Source organism: Serratia sp. 2880STDY5682894, from assembly GCF_001537385.1.
Lineage (GTDB): Bacteria > Pseudomonadota > Gammaproteobacteria > Enterobacterales > Enterobacteriaceae > Serratia > Serratia nevei.
On record NZ_FCJA01000001.1, the window covers coordinates 183,981 to 205,439 of the forward strand.

Below are 21,459 nucleotides of genomic sequence, written 5' to 3' on the forward strand. Positions count from 1 at the left end.
TTTGTCAGCCGCCGGCGTTCGCGGCATGGTGACGGCAACGCCAAATCAGTCAGGGACATTTATGCAAAAATCACAGATTCAACCGTGGGTTGCGCAGCATCCGCTGTTGCAACGACTGGTCGCCCTCGAGCCTATCACCTGGTTCAATCCGCGTGCGACAACGCTGGCCGCAGGCTTGCCCCATGTCGGCCTGACCGCCGCCGACGTCGCCGCAGCGGAGCAGCGCCTGGCGCGCTTCGCGCCTTATCTCGTCGCGGCCTTTCCCGAAACCCAGCCCACTGGGGGGATCATCGAATCCGAGCTGGTGGCGATCCCCGCCATGCAGCAGGCGTTGGATCGGCGCTATGGGCTGCGGCTTGGCGGGAAGCTGCTGCTGAAAAAGGACAGCCATCTGCCGATCTCCGGCTCAATCAAGGCGCGCGGCGGCATCTACGAGGTGCTGACGCACGCGGAGACGCTGGCGCTGGAGGCGGGGCTGCTGCAGACCGGAGACGACTATGCCCGGCTGTTTTCCGACGAATTTCGTCAGTTCTTCAGCCAGTACCGCATCGCCGTCGGCTCGACCGGCAATCTGGGATTATCCATCGGCATCATCAGCGCCCGGCTGGGGTTTGACGTCAGCGTGCACATGTCGGCAGATGCGCGGGCGTGGAAGAAGCAAAAGCTGCGCGATAACGGCGTCACGGTGGTGGAGTACGCCGAAGATTACGGCGTGGCGGTCGAGCAGGGGCGCAAGCAGGCGGCGAACGATCCGCGTTGTTTCTTTATCGACGATGAAAACTCGCAAACTCTGTTCCTCGGCTACGCGGTGGCCGGCGGCCGCCTGAAGCGGCAGTTCGCCGAACAGGGCATCGTGGTGGACGCGCAGCACCCGCTGTTCGTGTATCTGCCGTGCGGCGTCGGCGGCGGGCCGGGCGGCGTGGCGTTTGGCCTCAAGCTGGCATTCGGCGATCACGTTCACTGTATTTTCGCCGAACCGACCCATTCGCCCTGCATGCTGCTCGGCGTCTACAGCGGGCTGCATGACGGCATTGCGGTGCAAGATCTCGGCATCGACAACCGCACCGCGGCGGACGGGCTGGCGGTGGGGCGCGCCTCCGGTTTTGTCGGCAGGGCGATGGAGCGCCTGCTGAGCGCGTTTTACACCCTGAGCGACGAAGAGATGTTTGCGCTGCTCGGGCTGTTGGACAAGCACGAGCATCTTCAGTTGGAGCCGTCCGCGCTGGCCGGCATGGCCGGGCCGTGGCGCGTTGCAGCCCATGCGAAGGCGCTCAGCGAGCAAGGCATCAGCGCCGAGAGTCTGGCGCAGGCGACGCACCTGGTATGGGCGACCGGTGGCGGCATGGTGCCGCCGGCGGAAATGGCGAAGTATCTCGCCGCCGGGCAGGCGGCGGAATAAGGCGCAGTAAAAAGGGGCGAAAATCGCCCCTGATTGCCTGCCGTGCGGTTACAGCTGTTCGCCGTTGCTGGCGATCACCCGGCGGTACCAGTCGAAGCTCTTCTTGCGCGAACGCTCGAGCGTGCCGGTGCCGTCGTCATGCTTGTCGACGTAGATGAAGCCGTAGCGTTTGCTGTACTCGCCGGTGGTGAACGACACGCAGTCGATGCAGCCCCACGGCGTATAGCCGATCAGGTCTACGCCGTCTTCAATCACCGCTTTCTTCATCTCTTCGATATGGGCGCGCAGATAGTCGATGCGATAGTCATCGTTGATCCGGCCGTCCGCTTCCACTTTGTCGAAGGCACCGAAGCCGTTCTCCACGATAAACAGCGGCTTCTGGTAGCGTTCATACAGCACGTTCAGCGAATAGCGCAGCCCGACCGGATCGATCTGCCAGCCCCAGTCGGAGGCTTTGACGTGCGGGTTGGGCACGTTGCCCGGGAAGCCGAACATGCCGTCGCTGCCGTCCACCGCGTTAGCCTGCAGGGCGTTGCTCATGTAATAGCTGAAGCCGATGTAGTCGGTGCAGCCCTCGCGCAGGATCTGCGCGTCCTGCGGCTGCATCTCGATTTTCAGCCCTTTGCGTTCCCAGTCGCGCAGCAGGTAGCTTGGGTAGTAGCCGCGCATCTGCACGTCGGTATACAGATAGCGTTGGTGCATCGCCTCGACGGCGTACATCACGTCGTCCGGCTTGCAGGAATACGGGTAGAACGGCACGCAGGCCAGCATGCAGCCGATCTTGAATTCCGGGTTGATCTGATGGCCGAGTTTGACCACCTGCGCGCTGGCGACGAACTGGTGGTGCAACACCTGGTACAGCGCCTGTTCCGGGTTGTCTTCCTGGGTGTAATCCACGCCGGAGCAGCAGTAGCCGAACAGCGGATAGCGGTAGTTGCTCTGGTTATTGATCTCGTTGAAGGTCATCCAGTACTTCACTTTTTCGCGGTAGCGGCGCATCACCACCTCGCTGAAGCGCACGAAGAACTCCACCACCCGGCGATTTTTCCAGCCGCCGTAGGCCTTCACCAGATGGTAAGGCATTTCGAAGTGGGACAGGGTGATCACCGGCTGGATGCCGTATTTCAGCAGTTCGTCGAACAGGTCGTCGTAAAACTGCAGGCCGGCCTCGTTTGGCGTCGCTTCATCGCCGTTCGGGAAGATGCGCGTCCAGGCGATCGAGGTGCGGAAGCATTTGAAGCCCATCTCGGCGAACAGCGCCACGTCCTGCTTATAGCGGCCGTAGAAATCCACCGCTTCGTGGTTGGGGTAGCGATAACCCTCGAGCACGCCGTCGGTCATCACGCGATCCACGCCGTGCGAGCCGCCGGACAGCACGTCGGCAATGCTGGGCCCTTTGCCGCCCCGATCCCAACCGCCTTCAACCTGGTGCGCGGCAACCGCGCCCCCCCACAGAAAATCCTTCGGCAACTGTTTCATCGTCAATGTCTCATCGGTTTATTTAATGAAGGGTAATAACGCTGCGTTGAGAATAGAGTAGCAAGACCGAAAGAAATGTCACGATATAACAAATCACCGTGGAAAGTGATTTGTCACAATAAAAAAACAGCCTGTTTTATTTTGCCGAATTAATATGCCCGAGCCGTTTACCGATGGTTTCAATAATGTAAAGTACGGGGATCTGCGTGGTGATATTGTGATGCCCGCCGATCAAATGCTGCGGAACGTGGTAGGAGAGGTTGAAGTCCGCCAGCCTCGCCAGTGAAGAGGTTTCGTTGTTGGTGATGCTGATGATCTTGCAGTGGTGCAGGCTGAACTGGCTGGCCAGCCGCAGGATCTCTTCGGTTTCGCCGGTGACCGACAGCATGATCGCCACCGCGTTTTTATACATGTCGCTGTTGACGGGATAATAAGGATCGTCGATGTGGGTGCTGAATTTCCCGACGTTGGAAAAGAAACGCGCGCCATATTTCCCCAACGCGCCTGAGGTGCTGATACCGACGAAAATAATCCGCTCGGCGGCGGCGATATGGTGCACCGCCTGATCGATCAGCTGATTAAACTCTTCGTTGCTGACGCTTTTAAAAAAGCTGAGGATTTCGCCGATGCCGGAATCGGCCGGCGGCGCATCGGTTTGTTCCAGGTACAGCTTGAAACGGATGCGAAATTCCGAATAGCCGTCACAGCCCATTTTCTTGCAAAACCGCAGCACGGTGGTGGTGGACACGCCGGCGGCCTCGGCCAGCTCGCGGATGGTCATGTACATCACTTGATTCTTGTGTTTGCTGACGTAGGTATAAACCATCAGCTCCAGGGCGTTGAGCTCGGCGATTGCTTTATGGGTAAACATGAGTCGGTCCGGCGGCTGAAAACGGGAAGCTTATCTGCGGGTTAACATAGCAAAATTCACCGCCGCTGGCACTGCCGGGCAAAAAGAAAAGCCGCACCAGTCAGGCGCGGCCCAGGGTTCACGACGAACAAATAAAGCAAAACGTTCCGGAAGACATGCCATGAAAACGGGTTTCATCACACCGGGTTAGCATAGGTCAGCGGATCCCGGCGGCAAAATGCCGGTTTCTGCTTTCTAAAGTTAAAGAACGGCAAAGTTATGGCGCCGCATCCCTGGCGCGTGAGCGTGCCAGCAGCGGCGGCACCACCAGGTACAGGGCGGCGGCCAACGCCCACACCAGCCCAGGCCAGACATCGCGCGTGGCGGCATACAGCGCCGTCGCCACCAGCGGCCCCGCGACGCCGATCAGGCTGCCCATGCTGGCCAGCGTTCCTTGCAGCTCGCCCTGATGATCGTCGTCCACCTTGTGCGCCATCAGCGCCTGCAGTGCGGGCAACGCCATGCCGCCCGCGGCGAAGAACGGCAGCAGGGCGAACGGCGCCCAGCCGCGCGTGGCGACAGACAACAGCGCCAGGCCCACGGCGTCGGCGGCCAGGCCGATCAGCAGCGCCTTGCGCTCGCCGAGCCGCGCGACCAGCGGGCCGATGGCAAAGGCCTGCGACAGCGCGTGGCAGGCGCCGTAGCCGGCCAGCGACAGGCCCGCCACCATCATGCTCCAGCCGAAACGATCCTGACCGTATAAAATCCACAGCGTGGCCGGCGCCTGCGAAACCAGCGCCATAACCAGATAAATGCCGGCCAGCGGCAGCAGGCCAGGCTTGCCGTGCAGCCGGCGCAATGACGAGAAGGGATTAAGGCGAATTTTCTCGGCGGCGCGGGGGCGGGATTTACGCGATTCGGGCAGCAGGAAAAACGCCATCACCAGGTTGAGGGCATTCATCATCGCCGCCGCCAGGAAGGGCGCATGCAGATGCCATTCGCCCAGCGATCCGCCGAGCAGCGGGCCGACGATAAAGCCGACGCCGAACACCGCGCCCACCAGGCCGAAACGCCGAGCGCGCTGGCCGGCGGGGGTAATATCGGTGACGTAAGCGGTGGCGACCGCCATGTTGGCGCCGGTGATGCCCGCCAGCAACCGCCCCAGATAGAGCCAGGCCAGCGTCGGCGCGAACGCCATCAGCAGGTAGTCGGCCGCCGCGCCGGCGAGCGAAATCAACAGCACCGGCCGCCGCCCGAAACGATCGCTCAGCGCGCCGAGGATCGGCGAAAACAGGAATTGCATCAACGCATAGGCCGCCAGCAGGGCGCCGTAATGCACGCTGCCGGCATCGAGACCGCCCAGCGAGCGCAACAGCGCCGGTAGAATAGGCATGATCAGACCGATGCCCACCGCATCCAGCAACACCGTCAACAAAATAACCAGCATGGGTTTTTTCAAAATTGTGACTCTAACAGTGATAGAGTATGGAGTATTCCACAGTTACCCTATCAGTGATAGAGAGATGAGCGAAAAAAATACTGCGGCGCGTTTAACGCGTGAAACGGTCCTGCGCGGGGCGCTGGCGTTACTGGATGACATCGGCATCGATGCCCTGAGCACCCGCCGCCTGGCGCAGCATCTGGGCGTGCAATCCCCCACGCTCTATTGGCACTTCAAAAACAAGGCCGAGCTGCTGAAGGCGATGGCGGAAACCATCATGTTGGACCACCGCGAAGAGGTGCCCGCCGACATGCCCTGGCAGGCCTGGGTGACCGCCAATGCGATCAATTTCCGCCGCGCGTTGCTGGCTTACCGCGACGGGGCGCGCCTGCACGCCGGCACCCGGCCGCAGGAACCGCAATTCGCCATCATCGAGGCCAAGGTGGCGCTGCTGTGCCGGGCGGGCTTTACGCCGGAACACGCCGTTAATCTGCTGTTCGCCGTCGGGCGTTTTGTGGTGGGTTGGGTACTGGAAGAGCAGCAAATGCAGCCCGATGATGCGCTTAACGAAGCCGATCGCCGGCGCTACCCGCTGCTGTGTGGAGGCTGGGAAAAGCTGCAGGACAAGGGGGCAGACGCGTTGTTCGAAGCCGGCCTCCGGCTGTTGGTTGACGGCGCCGAGGCCGCGTTGACGAACGCCAATAATCACGGCGCGCAATCATAAAACCAGGCTTATCTATAGGAAATTTATAGAAAATACCCACTTTTCGTTAAAGCCATGGCGGCTACATTCCCTTAACATTATCAAGTCTTTTGATGATAATTATTAGCACGCTGCACAATTATTCATCGCAGTGATGTTACGGATTAAATCCGTTTGCTTAAGGGATAGTTTCACCATGGAAATCAATGTTAACGGCCGGGTGGTTCCACTCGGCGACATCTCGCCCGACACCCCGCTGCTGTACGTTTTACGCAACGATCTGCAATTGAACGGCCCCAAATACGGCTGCGGCCTGGGGGAGTGCGGCGCCTGCACGGTGCTGATCGACGGCGTCGCCGCACGCTCCTGCTCAATGCCGCTGTCCGCCGTAGGAAAAAAATCCGTCACCACGCTCGAAGGCCTGAGTACACCGGAGGCGCTGCATCCGGTGCAGCAGGGGTTTATCGATGAGCAGGCGGCGCAGTGCGGTTACTGCACCAACGGCATGATCATGACGCTGGTCGCGCTGTTCGAGCGCGAGCCGGAGGCGGACGAACAAACCATCAAGAAAGAGCTGGCCTACAACCTGTGCCGCTGCGGCACGCATATCGAGATCCTGCATGCCGCCGAGCGCGCCCGCGATCTGCTGGCCGCGCGGAGGCAAGCATGAGCCGCCTCGAACTGACCCGCCGCCAGCTGCTGCAGGCCGGCGGTGTGGTAATGGTCAGTAGCCTGCTGCCCGCGCCGTTTAACGCCTTCGCCGCCGAGGCGGTTGCATCGCCCGCCGAGCTGCCGCTGGATCGGGTGGACAGCTTTATCAGCCTCACCGCCGACGGCCGGGTGACGGCGTTCAATGGCCACGTCGATCTGGGCACCGGCATTCGCACCGCGCTGGCGCAGATCGTCGCCGATGAAATTTGCGTGCCGTTCGAGCAAGTCACGATGATCCTTGGCGATACGCAACGCACGCCGGATCAGGGGCCGACCATCGCCAGCGCCACCCTTCAGGTGACGTCGGTGCCGCTGCGACAGGCGGCGGCGCAGGTGCGGCACCTGCTGACGGCGCTGGCGGCCAAAGCCTTCGAACTGCCGGCCGAACAGCTGACGGCGGCGGCGGGGCAGGTATTTGTGACCGGGAACCCAGGGCGATCGCTGAGCTATGCGCAGCTGGCGAGTGGGCAAAATCTGCACGTGATGCTGGATAAAAACGTGCAGCTGAACAGTGAACGGCAGAACCAGTATGTGGGCCGCGCCGTGCCCCGGGTCGATATTCCGGCCAAGGTCAGCGGTGGGCTGACCTACGTACACGACCTGCGCTTGCCCGGCATGCTGCATGGCCGCGTGGTGCGCCCGCCATACGTAGGCGCCGACAGCAGCGCGCCGTTGGGCAGTGGCCTGCTGTCGGTGGATGAAAGCTCGATCGCGCACCTGCCGGGCATCGTGAAACTGGTGGTGATCAACGATTTCATCGGCATCGTGGCCGAGCGCGAGGAGCAGGCAATCGCCGCCATGCGCCAACTGAAAACCACCTGGCAACCCTGGGCCGGATTGCCGGATCTGTCGCCGGAAGCGCTGCCCGCCGCACTGGAGGCCAATCCGAAGACCGACCGCGTGCTGCGCGACGACGCGGGCACGGACGCCGCGTTGGCATTGCTGCATACCGAAGTGCAGGCCGACTATGTCTGGCCTTACCATCAGCACGCCTCGATCGGCCCTTCCTGCGCGGTGGCGGAGGTCAAAGACGGGCGGGCGCAGGTGTGGTCCGGCACGCAAAACCCACACGATCTGCGCAAAGATATCGCCAGGCTGCTCGAGCTGCCGCCTGGGCAGGTGCACATCACCCGCATGGAGGCTTCCGGCTGCTATGGCCGCAACTGCGCCGACGACGTCTCGGCGGACGCGGCGCTGCTGGCACGGGCCACCGGCCGACCGGTGCGCGTGCAGCTGATGCGCGAACAGGAATCCGGTTGGGAGCCGAAGGGCACCGGCCAGCTGATTCGGGTGCGCGGCGGCCTCGATGCGCAAAACCGGGTGGCGGCCTACGAATTGAAAACCAGCTATCCCTCCAACAATGCCGTGACCTTGCCGCTGGTGTTGACCGGCAAAGTGGCCAACCGGGCCGACGTGCAGCAGATGGGCGATCGCACCGCCATTCCGCAATACGAGTATCCGCACATGCGGGTCGTCTGCCAGGACGCCGCGCCGATCGTGCGGGCTTCGTGGATGCGCGGCGTTTCGGCGCTGCCCAACGTGTTCGCCCATGAGTCCTGGATCGACGAGCTGGCCTGGCGCGCCGGTGAGGATCCGATCGCGTTTCGTTTGCGCTATCTGAACGATCCGCGTGCGGTGGCCTTGATTGAAGCCCTGAAACGGCAGGCGAACTGGCAAGACGGCCCGGCGCACCGGGCGCGCGCCGCCGGCGCCGAAGTGGTGAGCGGCCGAGGCTTCGCCTACGCGCGCTATTTCCACAGCAAGTTCCCTGGCTTCGGCGCCGCCTGGGCGGCCTGGGTGTGCGATCTCAGCGTCAACCGCCGCTCCGGGCAGATCACGCTCGATAAAATCTTCGTGGCGCATGACTGCGGCCGCATGATCAACCCGGCCGGGGTGCGCCATCAGGTGCACGGCAACATTATCCAGTCCGCCAGCCGGGTGCTGAAAGAGTTTGTGACCTTCAACGAGACGGGGGTGACGTCATTGGACTGGGGCGGCTACCCGATCCTGCGCTTCGACGAACTGCCGCAGATCGATATCCAGCTGATCGACCGTCCGGAGGAAGCGCCGATGGGCGCCGGAGAATCCGCCTCGGTGCCGAGTGCCGCGGCGATCGGCAACGCGCTGTTTGACGCGCTCGGCGTGCGGCTGCGCGAGGTGCCGTTTACGCCGGAGCGGGTGCTCGCCGCACTGCGCGCTCAGGCCGGCCATTAACCCCCCGTAACGAACAAGGACAGCAAAGATGAGTAAGATGAAAAAAATCGTCGGGTGGGGTGGCTTCACGGCGATCGCCGTTGTGGTGGCCGGCGTTGTCGCCAGCTGGCAACCGGAAATCGCGCCGCTCGCCGCCGATGCGACGCACAGTTTCAGCGAGGCGCAGATCGCGCGCGGCAAAACGCTGGCCGATCTCGGCGATTGCGCGGTGTGCCACACCCGTTCGGGCGGTGAGCGCAACGCCGGCGGGTTGGCGATGGAGATCCCCTTCGGCACCATTTACACCACCAACATCACGCCGGACGTGGAAACCGGCATCGGCAGCTGGAGCTATGCGGCGTTTGAACGCGCCATGCGCCACGGCGTCGATCGCCAGGGCCGCTACCTTTACCCGGCGTTTCCCTATACCGCCTTTACCCGCACGAGTGACGACGATCTGCAGGCGCTGTACGCCTACCTGATGTCGCAGCCGCCGATCAACTCCCGGCCGCCGGCCACCGATCTGCACTTTCCGTTCAATATCCGCCAGGGCATCTTCGCCTGGAACCTGCTGTTCCTGACGCCGGGCGCGATGCAGGAAGACCCGGCCCAAAGCGCCGCCTGGAACCGCGGCGCTTATCTGGCCGAAGGGCTGGGGCACTGCAGCGCCTGCCACTCGCCGCGCAACGTGCTGTTCGGCGAAAAAACCGGTAGCGACCACCTGGCCGGCGGCGTGGCGGAAGGCTGGACGGCGCCGGCGTTGACCGGCCGCTCGCCTGCGCCGCTCAATTGGACGCAGCAGGATCTGGTCGATTTTATGCGTACCGGCTACTCGGCCAACCACGGCGTGGCCGCCGGCCCGATGGCACCGGTGATCGAAGAAGGGTTGTCCCGCTTGCCGCAGGCCGATCTGCAGGCGATCGCCGTCTATCTGCGCAGCTATCATCCTGAAACGGCGGCGGGCGCGACGGCGGCCGCGTTGAACGCTCAGGCGGAACGGCAGGTGGAGCCCCTGAGCTCGCAAGGCGCGCGGCTGTTTTCCGGCGCCTGCATGGCTTGCCATGCGCAGGAAAAAGGCGCACAGATGGCAGGAGTACGGCCGTCTCTGGCGCTGAACACCAACCTGTTTGCCGAGGCGCCGGACAATGCCATTCGCGTGGTGCTGGATGGCATACAGCGGCCGGCGAACGCCGAGCTGGGCTATATGCCGGGCTTCCGCCATAACCTGGATGACGCGCAGATCGCCATCCTGCTCAACTACCTGCGGCAGCACTACGCCGGTCAGGCGCCGTGGCCCGAGTTGGCGGCGCAGGTCGGCCGCCTGCGCGCCGAAACCGCGCAGAAATAGCCGCCGAGGGCTGGACAGGCGCGCTGCGTTGGCGACAATAGGGCCTTTCACATGGACAGAGGCAGTAAAATGAATACGTTAGACGCAATCCGCCAGCGCCGCGCCACCAAGCAGTTCGATACGCAGCACGTGATGACGCTCGAAGAGAAAAAAGCGTTGCTGACTATCGCGCTGCAGGGCGCGCCCAGCGCTTTTAACCTGCAGCACTGGCGCCCGCTGCTGATCGAAGATCGCGCCCAGCGCGAGAAAATTCGCGAGGCGGCGTGGGGGCAGGCGCAGGTGACCGACGCATCGATGCTGGTCGTGCTGTGCGGCGATCTGTCGAGCTGGGAGTCACAGGTAAAAAACGTTTGGGCCGAGGCGGCGGAGCCGGTACAGCAGTTCATGATCCCGGCCGTCGATCAGTATTATCGCGGTAAGCCGCAGGTGCAGCGCGACGAAGTGATGCGCAGCAGCGGCATCTTCGCCCAGACGCTGATGCTGGCGGCCAAGGCGCAGGGCTACGACTCTTGCCCGATGGACGGGTTTGATTTCGACGCCGTGGGCGAAATCATCAACAAACCGGCGCACTATCAGATCGCGCTGATGGTCGCCATCGGCAAGGCGGCGGGGCAACCTTATCCGCGCATCGGCAAACTGCCGTTCGACGACGTGGTAAAAACCGACCGTTTCTGATCTGAACGGTGAATGACAAAAGGGAAGGCTTGCGCCTTCCCTTATTTTTTTGCGACGCACAGTTCGTTCCAGTAGCTGAAACGGATGCGCCGTTGCAGGCGGTGATGCCACATAGAACACTCCTTCTACCCTACACGGTTTAAATAAATAGCACCGCGCCGGGCGCAAGACGAATGCCTTATTGTGCATAGCTTGCCCGCCGGATGGGATTAGCGGTATTTATTGACGTTGGCCACGGCGGAATCTAAAGACGTTACCTTATATTTCCAATAGGTTATTTTATTGGCCTGCGCTGCGCCCACCGCACCGAAATAGGTTTGCCACGCCGTGGCGCTGGTCAACAAATCGCTAAACATCTGCCCCAGGTCGGTCACGCTCCAGACGGTACGGTAGCCTTTCACCGCAGAAGGCGCCGGCGGCGTATGTTGAACATAGCCGCCAACCGAATACCGGTTCTCGTAGGCCATAAATACGGTGTAAACCCGTCCGTGCGGCGCCGTATGCTGGTACCAGGGGATCACCACAAAATGGTGGACGGGCGGGCCAATCATGAAATGCCAAACGGCGGTTTCCGAGTTCGCCCCAGAGAACCCCAGCGCGATATTGATATTCTTTTGCATGTCACGGTTATTTTCGATCGTGGTTCCGGCCCCGCTATCGTCCTGCGTTTTGCCATAAACGGCCCGGCTCATTTGGGCGGGAACGCCAGGGCAATTATTTATTGCCATCAGAGAATTATTGCTGACGATGGCATTGATTAATGTCTCACCGGTATTGCTCATATTGATATTTCTCCACACGCAAGGTAAATATTCTAATTATTTTCATGCTTAATAATTAGAATAGATTAAATAGGCTGAGTGGCGGCATCGATAATAAGGTTAGACATAAAACGCCTTCGGCATTCGCTTATGCTCATTTATTTTTCTGTCTCACGACGGCAGGCTCGGCTGCTGTTGAGATTGAATGGCGTTTATAAAACATCATGCCCGCCGCGGCGCCCAGGATCGCCAGCGTGCCCAGCAGCTGCAGCAGGCTGAGGCGGTGGCCGAACACCGCCCAGTCCACCACGATCGCCACCGCCGGGTAGATGAACGACAGGGCGCCGACCAGGGCCGTGGGGATCTTCTGAATGGCGCCATATAGCAACGTGGACATCAAACCGGTATGCACCAGGCCGAGGGTCGCCAGCAGCAGCCAGTCGAGGGGGGCCGCAGGCGGCGTAGCCAGGCCGGCGAACGGTGCCAGCGCCAACGCGCCGACGGTCAGCTGAATCAACACGATCAGCTGCGGCGGCAGCGCGGCCAGCTGTTTGACGATCGCCGCCGCAATGGCGTACATCAGGGCTGCGCCCAGCGCCAGCGCCACGCCGAGCAGGTAGCCATCGCCGCTGCCGCCGTTTTGCCGGCCGGCGACGATCAACACCATCCCCGCGAACGCCAGCAGAAGCCAGCCCAGCCGATCGGCCGTCAGTTTTTCGCCGAACAGCAGCGCCCCCAGCGCCACCAACATGAACGGCTGAACGTGGTAGGTGACGGTGGCGACAGCGATCGAAGCATGCTGATAGGCGGCAAACAGCAGCGTCCAGTTGAGCACCAGGGCGATCCCCCCCAGAATGGCGAAGGCCAGCTGGCGGCGGTTGATCGCGCCTTGTTTCAACTGACCGAGTGCGGCGCAGGTCGCCAGCATGGCCAGCGCGCCGAACGCGCAGCGCCAAAACACCACCGTCGCAGGCGGCTGCCCCAAAACGAGCACCGGCCACCCCACGGTGCCGGAGATGGTCATGGCGAGGATCATTTGCACTGCACCGCGCGTTTTCGTTTTCATGTTGTTTCCTTCGTTGCCTGGCCGTACTTGTGGTGAAGCGGCTTAATCATTAAAATGAACAATCGAACATTATGATGAACACGAACACGAGTGTTCGTCAAGCCGAACAAATGGATGGCATAGCGAACAATGAGTGACGATCGGATGCAGAACATCACGCCTATCGGCCTGCTGTCGGCGGCAATCCGCCGCGAGCGGGAGCGGTTGAACCTGTCGGTGACCGAACTGGCGAAGCGTGCGGGCATCGCCAAATCCACGCTGTCGCAGCTGGAAGCCGGCAGCGGCAATCCCAGCCTGGAAACGCTGTGGGCGCTGGCGATGGCGCTGGACGTGCCGGTCAGCCGGCTGATTTCACAGCCGAGCAGGCAGGTGCAAGTGATCCGCGCCCATGAAGGCACGCCGGCGCTGTCGGAGCAGGGCAACTACGCCGCCACGCTGCTGGCCACCAGCCCGCCGGGGGCGCAGCGCGACATTTACCGGCTGCGGGTGCAGCCCGGCGAAGCCAAACTTTCCCGGCCGCATCCCCCCGGCACCGTCGAGCATGTGATCATCAGCAGCGGGCGGGCACGCCTCGGGCCGGCGGACCAGCCGCTGGAGCTGAGCGCCGGCGATTACATCAGCTACTCCGCCGATCGCGAGCACGTTTTCGAGGCGCTGGAGCCGGAGACCACCGCCGTGATGCTGATCGAACAGGGGTAGCCCCGGCGTTGAAGGTCCGTTTATTGAAAATGATTCTCAATTATATTAGTGTGCCCGCCTGTTTTGACGCCGGGACGGGCGCGTAGCCCGGCGTCGCCGTTTATTGCCCTTCAAGGACCGAAGATGAAAATCGCTATTCCTTCCCTGCTGTTATTCGCCGGTTTGACGGCAACGCACCCGGCCACCGTGTTGGCCGTTGCACCGCCCGCCGCGGCGGATCAGGGCCAGAACGACACGGCCAACAACGATTTCAGCTTCGTACGCTATCGCGCGGATTACCGCGTCAACGCCAACGCCACCAACGTGAAAACGGAAAGCTACGAAATGCTGCTGAAGACCAAGGCGGCGGTCGAGAAATTCAGCCAGATCCGCCTGAGCTACAGCGAAAAAATGGAAACGCTGGAGGTGGTCGCCGCCTACACGCTGACCGCCGACGGCCAGCGCCACGACGTGGCGCCCGATCGCATCTATACCCAGGAAAGCTACTCCAGCGCCACGGCGCCGCTGTATGCCGACCGCAAAGTGCGCGTCATCGTGTTCTCCAACCTGGCGCCGGGATCGCGCGTGGTGTATGAGCTGCGCCGCACGCAAAACACCCCGTATTTCCCCGACTATTTCGGCCTGTGGGAGACGTTCAGCGTTTTCGATCAGTTCGACGACGCCGAAGTGACCCTGCAGGCGCCGGCCAGGCTGCCGATGCATATCTTCACGCGCGGCGTGGAAGGCGGGGACCAGCCGCAGATCCGCGACGGGCAGGCGCACTGGCGCTGGCATTATTCGCGCAGCACGCCGATGAAATCACAAAACTGGGCGGCGGACAGCTGGACCTTCAGCCCGACCATCATGGCCAGCACCTACCGCGAGTGGCCGCAGCTGGCCAAGGCCTACCAGCTGAAGGCCGGCGCGGCGGCGCAGGTGACGCCGGGCATTCAGGCGCTGGCGGACAACATCACCGCCGGCATCAGCGATCGGCGCGAGCAGGCGGAGGCCCTCTATCGCTGGGTGGCGCAAAACATTCGCTACGTGGCGGTGTACCTGGGCAACGGTGGGCTGGAGCCGAATTCGGCGCAGAGCATTCTCGACAACCACTACGGCGACTGTAAGGACCACGTGGTGATCCTGGAGGCGCTGCTCGCCGCCAAGGGCATTGCAAGCTCGCCGGTGCTGATCGGCATGGACGAAGGCCCGATACTGCCTAAGGTGCCGCTGCTCAGCCGCTTTAACCACGCCATCACCTACGTGCCGGAATTCAAACTGTACCTGGACTCCACCAATCCGTGGGCGCGGTTCGGGCAACTGCCGGAAGGCGACCTGGGGGCACCGGTGCTGCTGACGCGCGACGCCAAACTGGCGCGCACGCCGGGCAGCGACGAGCAGCCGGTCAAGAGCGCGCTGAGCGTCGATTTCGTGTTCGACAAAGCGGGCAATCTGCACGGGCAAACCGAGCGTCGGCTGAGCGAAGTGGAAGAGATTGACCTGCGGGGCTACTTCTCGCAGATCAACCGGCAGAACCGGGCGCAGGCCGAAGCGTCGATCATGTCCGCCTCCGGCATCGACGGCAGCGGCGAGGTGGCGATGAACAGCGATCCGCTGGATCTCAAAAAACAGTTCGGTTACCGCTTCCGCTTCAAGGCGGACGACTACGTCGATTTCGGCGTGGTGGGCGGCATGACCCTGCCGAATCCGCCCGGCGGCAAATCGTTTCGCACGCTGTATACCACCACGCCGGCGCCGGACAACGAAACGCCGTTCTACTGCAGCGCGCAGCGCTACGACGAAACCTACCGTCTGCAGCTGCCGGCCAACGTGCCGATCATCGCCATTCCGCAAGACAGGCAGTTCCGCAATGCGGCGGGCGACTATCGCGTGGCGTGGCGACGCGACGGGCAGCAGGTGATCGTCAATCATCGGCTGCAGGTGAACGCCATTCGCGGCAAGGAAGCGCTGTGCCAGGCGCAGGATTATCCGGCGTTCCGCGAGCTGTTCCAGCAGGTGCGGCGCGGTTTCCGCGGCCAGGTGGTGTACGGCGAATTGGCCAACGGAAAATAAGCTGCTGCCCCGTCGCGCTAAGCGGCGGGGCGCACGCCTCAGTTGAACTCGCCCGCGACCTCGGACCACAGGCTGACGCGGCAGCCGCGCGCGGCGAAAGAGTCCATCTCGCGCTTGATGCCGCCGCTCTCTTGCCAACCCGGCAAATCGAGCACGATCAACTCATCCATCGCCGCCATGAACAGGGCGTCGATCGGCGCCCACAACTTGCCGATGGCGGTTTTGTCGAGCTCTTGCAAACACAGATTGATCGGATGCGACATGCTGACCTGGCTAAAAACGGCGCTGCCGGCGCGCACGATAGCGGCGGCGACGTCGTTGCACGCCATAAAGCGCTGCTGCACGACGTTGGCGTCGGCGTGGCTGTAGGGGCAGGCCAAAAATATCTTTCTCATTACCGTTTTCTCTCTCAATAACTAGAACGTGGGGGAAAAAAGGGCGCAGCTTCCCCGTGAGGCGGCGCCCCGTTTATTTTTTATGGTGCAGGGATAAATTCAGCGAGCGGCGGCGGCGATGGCCGTCGACTGCCTTTGCGTCTGTTCTTTTTCCAGCAATTCGGCTTCCGGCACCGAGATCTTGATGGCGATCAGCACGGCAATCATGCCGCCGAGAAATTTACCCATCATGATCGGCAGCACCAGCGAAGGTTGGAAGTTAGCGGTAAACGCCAGGTGATCGCCCAACGTCGCCTGCGCACAAATACCGAAGGCGACGCACAGCACCTTATCGCGTGCCCGCATACCTTTGAACAGGTGATAAACCGCGATGATATTGGCCAGCACCATAATAAAGCCCAGCGCACCGGTATCCGACAGGCCGAGTTTTCTGCCGATGAAATGCATCGGCTTACGGCAATAGCGCTGGAACAAATAACAGATGGGGAATGTGCCCGCCAACATAATGCCGATGTAACCGGCAATCTCGATAGCGCGGAATAATTCGTCTTTGTCGGCGAATAACGGATCGAATACCCAGCCGCCGAAGACCTTTTTAAACACGCCGGTAAAATGCTCGATGATGCACAGCGCCAACACCAGTTTGATAAAGGCGTCCGCCGCCTTGCCGAAGATCAGGAACCCTTTCACCATGGCCGCCGGCCGCAGCTTCAGGCCCAGCGCCAGCAGGAAACACAGGGCAAACAGCGGCGACAGCAGCCGCAGCGCCTGCAGGAAATCCAGCTGCAGATAGTGCGCGGCGGGCGAGGTGGTGGAAATGATCTCCCTGACCGGCAGGTTGTTGAAGGTGATGGTCACCAGGGCGATCAGCACGGCGAAAGGAATGCTGATAAGACCCGCCATCGCGCCCAGCGCCAGATATTTATGGTCGTCGCGGTTCAGCATGATAAGCCCGACGGGGATCAGGTACACGATGCTGGCGCCGGAGGTGTAACCCACCAGCATGGCGACGATCCACATGTCGCGGTTGGCGGCGATGGCGTCGGCCAGCTGATAGCCGCCCATGTCCACGGCGATCACCGCCAGCGCGGCGATCGAGGCGTCGGAGCCCAGCGCCGAGAAGAAGGGGCCGATGCTGTACATGATCAGGTAAGAGATGATCGGGATCGCCGCCATGATGCCCGCCTGGGCGAGAAACACCGGGCCGATGGCGTGAATGCCGTTGACGAACTCGCGCCCCAGTTCACCTTCCGGTTTAACGATCGACGCCAGTGCACCGATCAGGGTGCCGGCCATGATGATATAGATGATGAAATTACCGAACTCAGCCATGGTGTTCCTCCTGCGATGAACGTAAGCCGCGCGAGCGGGCGATGATTTCCTGATAGCGGGCGAACCAGACCGCCATATCGACCTCGGCGGGCTCCGTCACTTCATAGCGGTTGAGCACCTTAAGCGGCTGTTCCACGCCCAGCCCTTTGCGCGCCAACTGCGCCACGCCCTGAGCGGTGATCTCTTTGTTGGCGGGCGTAACGATGCGCTTTTGGATCAGGTTGGCGAGGAACTGCGTGAAATAGCGGTTGGCGGACAGGCCGCCGTCCACCGAAATGCTGTCGCCGATCGGTTTCAACTTATCCATGGCGTTGATCACCTCGGCGGAACGCATGGCGATGCCTTCGAGGATCGACTGCAGCAGATCCTTGCGTTCGGTTTCCAGCGACAGGCCGGCCCACATCCCGGCGGCGGAGCGATCCCAATACGGGCAGGCCAGCCCGGAAAGCGCGGGCACAAAGGCCAGGCCGCGCGCGATGGCAGGCTGGGCCGGGAAATCGCCGAATTCATCGAAGTCGTTGAACAGGCCTATCTTTCTCGCCCAGTTAATGGCGGAGGCCGCGTTATAAACGCCGCCGTCCAGGCCATATACCGGCTCGCTGCCGGGCAGCTTCCAGCACAGCGTGGGTAACAGGCCGGACTCGCCGGCGTTGATCGGGCGCGGCCCGGTGATCGCCTGTAAAAAGGCACCGGTACCGAAGGTGATCTTCATCTGCCCCGGTTGATGGCAGCCGTGGCCGTATGTGCCGGCAAACTGGTCGACGATGCAGGCCGTCAGCGGCACCGGTTTGCCGTTGAGCGCGACGTCGCCGAAGTGGCCGATGTTGTCTCTGACCTCGGGCAGGCTGTCGATCGGCACGCCGAACAAACGGCACAGCTCTTCATCCCACTGCAGGGTATGAATGTTGAACAACGAGGTGCGCGAGGCGGAGTTATAGTCGGTGAGATGCCGGCCGCACAGGTGGAACAGGAAGAAGGCGTCCATGGTGCCGAGCCGCAGGCGGCCGCGTTGCGCCAGCTGCCTGGCCCCCGGCGCGTTGTTCATCAGCCAGCCCATCTTGCTGGCGGAGAAGTAGGTATCGAGCGGCAGACCGGTTTTCGCCATCACCAGCGGCTCGACGCCTTCGCGTTTCAGGCGCTGGATCTCCGGCTCGGTGCGCTGATCTTGCCAAACGATGGCGTTGTACAGCGGCAGGCCGCTGTCGGCGTCCCAGGCCAGCAGGCTTTCGCCCTGATGCCCTAAACCGATGGCGTCCACCATGTCGCACTGGCTGAGACAGCGGCGGATATTCGCCAAAATCTCCAGGGCGTCGTGTTCCACCCAGCCCGGATTGGGGGTGATCTGCTTGTGCGGCATGCTGGCCGGCGAATGGTGCCTGCCGTCTTCGCCGAACACCACGACCCGGGTGCCGGTGGTTCCCTGATCAATCGCGGCATAACGTTGATTCATCATTGCTTCGCTCTCTTATAGGTTTTGTTTTTTATTGTGCCTGGTGTTGTTTGTGTGACTGTTTTAATAATCTATCTTCAATTTCACACATTAAAGCAACATAAATCACAAGATAAAATAACCCCGCGTGATCGACCTCATACTTTTTGCTTATCACCCCATTCTGCGGCTTTTTTTTGGGAGTTATGTTGTTTTTGTCATTTCAAATGCGGTTATTGTGTGGTTTTATTGTGGTTATCACATCAAAACGGGACATCAGCATGATGGAAGAACAAACGGGTTGGGACATTGTCGTGATTGGCGGCGGTGTGGTCGGGTGTGCGGTATTCCGCAAATTCTGCCTGATGGGCGCCCGTACGCTGTTGTTGGAAAAGGGGGGCGATATCCTGTCCGGCGCCAGCAAAGCCAACAGCGCGCTGCTGCATACCGGCTTCGATGCGCCCAGCGGCAGCCTGGAGCTGCGCTGCATGCAGGCCGGCTACCGAGAATTTATCGCCATTCGCGAACGAATGAATCTGCCGCTGCTGCCCACCGGCGCGCTGGTCGTGGCCTGGGACGAGCAGCAGTTGGCGGCGCTGCCCGCGATCGTGCAGCAGGCACATGACAACGGCGTGCCGGACGTGGCGCAGATCGACGCCGCCGAGCTGTATCGCCGTGAACCGCAGCTGGCGCCCGGCGCATTGGCGGCGGTAGAGGTGCCGGGCGAGAGCGTGATCGATCCCTGGAGCACGCCGCTGGCTTACCTGACGCAGGGCGTCAAACACGGCGGCGACTATCGCTTCAATACCGAGGTGACCGGCGCCGAACGCTTGCCGACCGGCTGGCGGCTAACCAGCAACCGGGGCGAGTTTCACGGCCAAATCGTCATCAACTGCGCCGGCAATCAGGGCGACCGGGTAGAAAGTTTCTGCCATCAGCCCGAGTTTGAAATCCGCCCGCGCAAAGGGCAGTTCCTGGTGTTCGACAAGGCCGCCGCCGGGCAGGTCAACGCCATCATCTTGCCGGTGCCGACCGCGATCACCAAAGGGGTGCTGCTGTCGAAAACCATCTTCGGCAATCTGTTGCTGGGGCCGACCGCCGAAGAACAGCAGGATCGCGAGACGGCGACGGTGGACGAAACCAAAATGCGCGAGCTGATCGAACAGGGCACCCGGCTGCTGCCCACGCTGGCAAATTACAGCGTGACCGCCAGCTATGCCGGATTGCGCCCGGCGACCGAACAGAAACACTACCGCATTCAGCCCTATCCCGAGCGGCAGTGGATCTGCGTGGCGGGCATTCGCTCCACCGGCCTGACGGCGGCGCTCGGCATCGCGCAATACGTGGAGCAGCTTTACCGCGACCATTTTACGCCGTGCTTCACGCCGACGGCGCCGCAGACCGTGCATTGGCCGCAGATGCCGATGCTCGCCGACTACGCGCTGCGCGATTACGCGCGCCCGGACAACGGCGGCATCGTTTGCCATTGCGAGCTGGTGACCCAGCGGGAAATCGAGGCAGCGTTCGATTCCGCCGTGCCGCCGGAGTGCATCGGCGGGCTGCGGCGCCGCACGCGCGTGATGATGGGGCGCTGCAACGGTTTTTATTGCAGCAGCCGGGTGGCGGAAATGGTAGGCGATCGTTTTGGCCAGACGCTGGCCGTAGGGAGCATTGATGAAAACTGAGTATCAGGTGGCGATTGTCGGTGCCGGGCCGGCCGGGATCGCGGCGGCGACCGCGCTGCGGCAGGCGGGGATCGAGGATGTGGTGCTCCTGGAACGGGAGCGGGAAGCGGGCGGCGTGCCGAGACACTGTCGGCACCCCACCTTCGGGCTGCAAACGTTTTACCGGCCGATGCTCGGCTCCACCTATGTCGATAAGATACTGGCGCGCGCCGGGCAGGTGGAAATCCGCACCGGCGTGACGGTACTCGCCATCAAGCCGGGCGGCGAGCTGAGCATCACGGATCGCCGCGGCGTCAGCACCTTGAAAGCGCAGCGGGTGATCCTGGCGACCGGCGTGCGAGAAACGCCGCGCCATCCGCGCCTGGTGAGCGGCCTGCGGCCGCAGGGCGTGCTGACCGCCGGCGCGCTGCAGCAGTTCGTCTATCTGCGCGGGCTGCAGCCGGGCAAGGCGCCGGTGGTGGTCGGCACCGAGTTGGTCAGTTTCTCCGCGCTGTGGACGCTGCGCAACGCCGGCGTGCGCGCCGTCGCCATGATTGAAAACGGCGACAGGACCGTCGCCTGGCGTCTGAGCGCGCTCTATGCGCGCCTGATGGGAGTGCCGATCCATTACTCTTCGCGGGTGACCGATATTGCCGGCCGCGATCGGGTCGAATCCATCGAGGTGGAAAACCGCCGCGGGGAGAAACAGCGCATCGCCTGCGACAGCCTGATCTTCACCGGCCGCTTCACCGGGGAGTATACGCTGATCCGCCAGAGCCACCTGGCGCAGCGGCCGGACAGCGGCTGCCCGCTGACCGATCAGTTCGGCCGCTGTTCCGACACCGCCTATTTCGCCGTCGGCAACATGCTGCACCCGGCGGACATGGGCGACCAGTGTTATCAGGAAGGGCTGCGCGTTGGCGAAGCCGTTGCCCGTTCGCTGCAACGCACGCTGCCGCCGGCGCGGCAAATTCTCCCGGTGCGACACGACGAGCGGATCCGCCTGACCGCGCCTGCCAACGTGGCGCTGATCGGCAAACCCACCCGGGTCACGATCAATATGCGGGTGGAACGGGCGGTGTCCGGTTCGGTGGTGGTGCGGCTGGGCGAGGAAGTGCTGTATCGCAAAACGCATCGCTGCCTGCCGGAACGGCGGATCCTGCTGCGCAACATCGCTTTGCCGGCCGACGGCGAGCGTGACGCGCTGCACATCAGCATCGAATCCGCCGGGTGAACGGCTTGCGTCTAACGCCCTGAAACCCGTA

General features: G+C 62.3%; 18 protein-coding genes. 10 read left to right on the top strand and 8 right to left on the bottom strand.

Annotated elements, in window-relative coordinates; all coding sequences use genetic code 11:
* Window positions 1-61: 61 nt before the first annotated feature.
* Entirely contained in the window at window positions 62-1,399 is a 1,338-nt protein-coding gene (locus tag AWX27_RS00790) for a D-serine ammonia-lyase (protein ID WP_060418793.1), read from the top strand.
* Between the two features lie 48 nt (window positions 1,400-1,447).
* On the opposite strand, the gene AWX27_RS00795 is transcribed toward AWX27_RS00790, so the two are convergent.
* From AWX27_RS00795 to tet(41), 3 genes are all read right to left on the bottom strand, one after another.
* The gene (locus AWX27_RS00795; RefSeq protein ID WP_087762786.1) at window positions 1,448-2,884 is read right to left on the bottom strand and encodes a 6-phospho-beta-glucosidase; all 1,437 of its coding nucleotides are present in this window, start codon (window positions 2,882-2,884) and stop codon (window positions 1,448-1,450) included.
* 130 nt (window positions 2,885-3,014) lie between these two features.
* The gene (locus AWX27_RS00800) at window positions 3,015-3,749 is read right to left on the bottom strand and encodes a MurR/RpiR family transcriptional regulator (RefSeq protein ID WP_047730675.1); all 735 of its coding nucleotides are present in this window, start codon (window positions 3,747-3,749) and stop codon (window positions 3,015-3,017) included.
* 256 nt (window positions 3,750-4,005) lie between these two features.
* Window positions 4,006-5,187: a tetracycline efflux MFS transporter Tet(41) gene (tet(41), locus tag AWX27_RS00805; protein ID WP_072265386.1), complete on the bottom strand. Its 1,182-nt coding sequence runs from the start codon at window positions 5,185-5,187 to the stop codon at window positions 4,006-4,008.
* A gap of 64 nt (window positions 5,188-5,251) precedes the next feature.
* Here tet(41) and tetR point away from each other — a divergent pair, with 64 nt between their 5' ends.
* The 5 genes from tetR (at window position 5,252) to AWX27_RS00830 (ending at window position 10,799) form a co-directional block, all read left to right on the top strand.
* Complete coding sequence (tetR, locus tag AWX27_RS00810; protein WP_060418801.1) at window positions 5,252-5,893, top strand: tetracycline resistance transcriptional repressor TetR; 642 nt, start codon at window positions 5,252-5,254, stop codon at window positions 5,891-5,893.
* Between the two features lie 175 nt (window positions 5,894-6,068).
* The gene (locus tag AWX27_RS00815; RefSeq protein ID WP_060418803.1) at window positions 6,069-6,542 is read left to right on the top strand and encodes a (2Fe-2S)-binding protein; all 474 of its coding nucleotides are present in this window, start codon (window positions 6,069-6,071) and stop codon (window positions 6,540-6,542) included.
* A complete protein-coding gene (locus tag AWX27_RS00820) occupies window positions 6,539-8,797 on the top strand; it encodes a xanthine dehydrogenase family protein molybdopterin-binding subunit (protein WP_060418805.1) in 2,259 nt (752 codons plus the stop codon). Before AWX27_RS00815 ends, AWX27_RS00820 begins: the two co-directional genes overlap by 4 nt.
* Window positions 8,798-8,825: 28 nt before the next feature.
* Window positions 8,826-10,124, top strand: coding sequence for a c-type cytochrome (locus AWX27_RS00825; protein ID WP_060418807.1), 1,299 nt, complete (start codon window positions 8,826-8,828; stop codon window positions 10,122-10,124).
* Window positions 10,125-10,193: 69 nt separating this feature from the next.
* On the top strand, window positions 10,194-10,799 hold the full coding sequence (locus tag AWX27_RS00830; RefSeq protein ID WP_038871554.1) for a nitroreductase family protein: 606 nt from the start codon (window positions 10,194-10,196) through the stop codon (window positions 10,797-10,799).
* A gap of 209 nt (window positions 10,800-11,008) precedes the next feature.
* On the opposite strand, the gene AWX27_RS00835 is transcribed toward AWX27_RS00830, so the two are convergent.
* The gene (locus tag AWX27_RS00835) at window positions 11,009-11,581 is read right to left on the bottom strand and encodes a hypothetical protein (RefSeq protein ID WP_060418809.1); all 573 of its coding nucleotides are present in this window, start codon (window positions 11,579-11,581) and stop codon (window positions 11,009-11,011) included.
* Between the two features lie 133 nt (window positions 11,582-11,714).
* Window positions 11,715-12,626, bottom strand: a complete 912-nt coding sequence (locus tag AWX27_RS00840; protein ID WP_060418811.1) for a DMT family transporter — start codon at window positions 12,624-12,626, stop codon at window positions 11,715-11,717.
* Between the two features lie 129 nt (window positions 12,627-12,755).
* On the opposite strand from AWX27_RS00840, the gene AWX27_RS00845 reads away from it, so the two are divergent.
* Entirely contained in the window at window positions 12,756-13,325 is a 570-nt protein-coding gene (locus AWX27_RS00845; protein WP_060418814.1) for a helix-turn-helix domain-containing protein, read from the top strand.
* A gap of 123 nt (window positions 13,326-13,448) precedes the next feature.
* Window positions 13,449-15,374 (top strand): DUF3857 domain-containing protein, encoded by a 1,926-nt coding sequence (locus AWX27_RS00850; protein ID WP_060418816.1) that lies wholly within the window; start codon window positions 13,449-13,451, stop codon window positions 15,372-15,374.
* A 38-nt stretch (window positions 15,375-15,412) separates the two neighbouring features.
* Here AWX27_RS00850 and AWX27_RS00855 read toward each other — a convergent pair whose 3' ends face one another.
* The 3 genes from AWX27_RS00855 to AWX27_RS00865 form a co-directional block, all read right to left on the bottom strand.
* Window positions 15,413-15,769 (bottom strand): DUF1937 family protein, encoded by a 357-nt coding sequence (locus tag AWX27_RS00855; protein WP_047567396.1) that lies wholly within the window; start codon window positions 15,767-15,769, stop codon window positions 15,413-15,415.
* 99 nt (window positions 15,770-15,868) lie between these two features.
* Window positions 15,869-17,101, bottom strand: coding sequence for an ethanolamine utilization protein EutH (gene eutH / locus AWX27_RS00860; protein WP_033640245.1), 1,233 nt, complete (start codon window positions 17,099-17,101; stop codon window positions 15,869-15,871).
* Entirely contained in the window at window positions 17,094-18,554 is a 1,461-nt protein-coding gene (locus tag AWX27_RS00865; RefSeq protein WP_060418819.1) for an FGGY-family carbohydrate kinase, read from the bottom strand. The genes eutH and AWX27_RS00865 overlap by 8 nt, the downstream gene beginning before the upstream one ends.
* Window positions 18,555-18,811: 257 nt before the next feature.
* Here AWX27_RS00865 and AWX27_RS00870 point away from each other — a divergent pair, with 257 nt between their 5' ends.
* Together AWX27_RS00870 and AWX27_RS00875 are read left to right on the top strand one after the other, a co-directional pair.
* The gene (locus AWX27_RS00870) at window positions 18,812-20,215 is read left to right on the top strand and encodes an NAD(P)/FAD-dependent oxidoreductase (protein ID WP_060418821.1); all 1,404 of its coding nucleotides are present in this window, start codon (window positions 18,812-18,814) and stop codon (window positions 20,213-20,215) included.
* Entirely contained in the window at window positions 20,205-21,428 is a 1,224-nt protein-coding gene (locus AWX27_RS00875; RefSeq protein WP_060418824.1) for an FAD-dependent oxidoreductase, read from the top strand. Before AWX27_RS00870 ends, AWX27_RS00875 begins: the two co-directional genes overlap by 11 nt.
* Window positions 21,429-21,459: the final 31 nt, after the last annotated feature.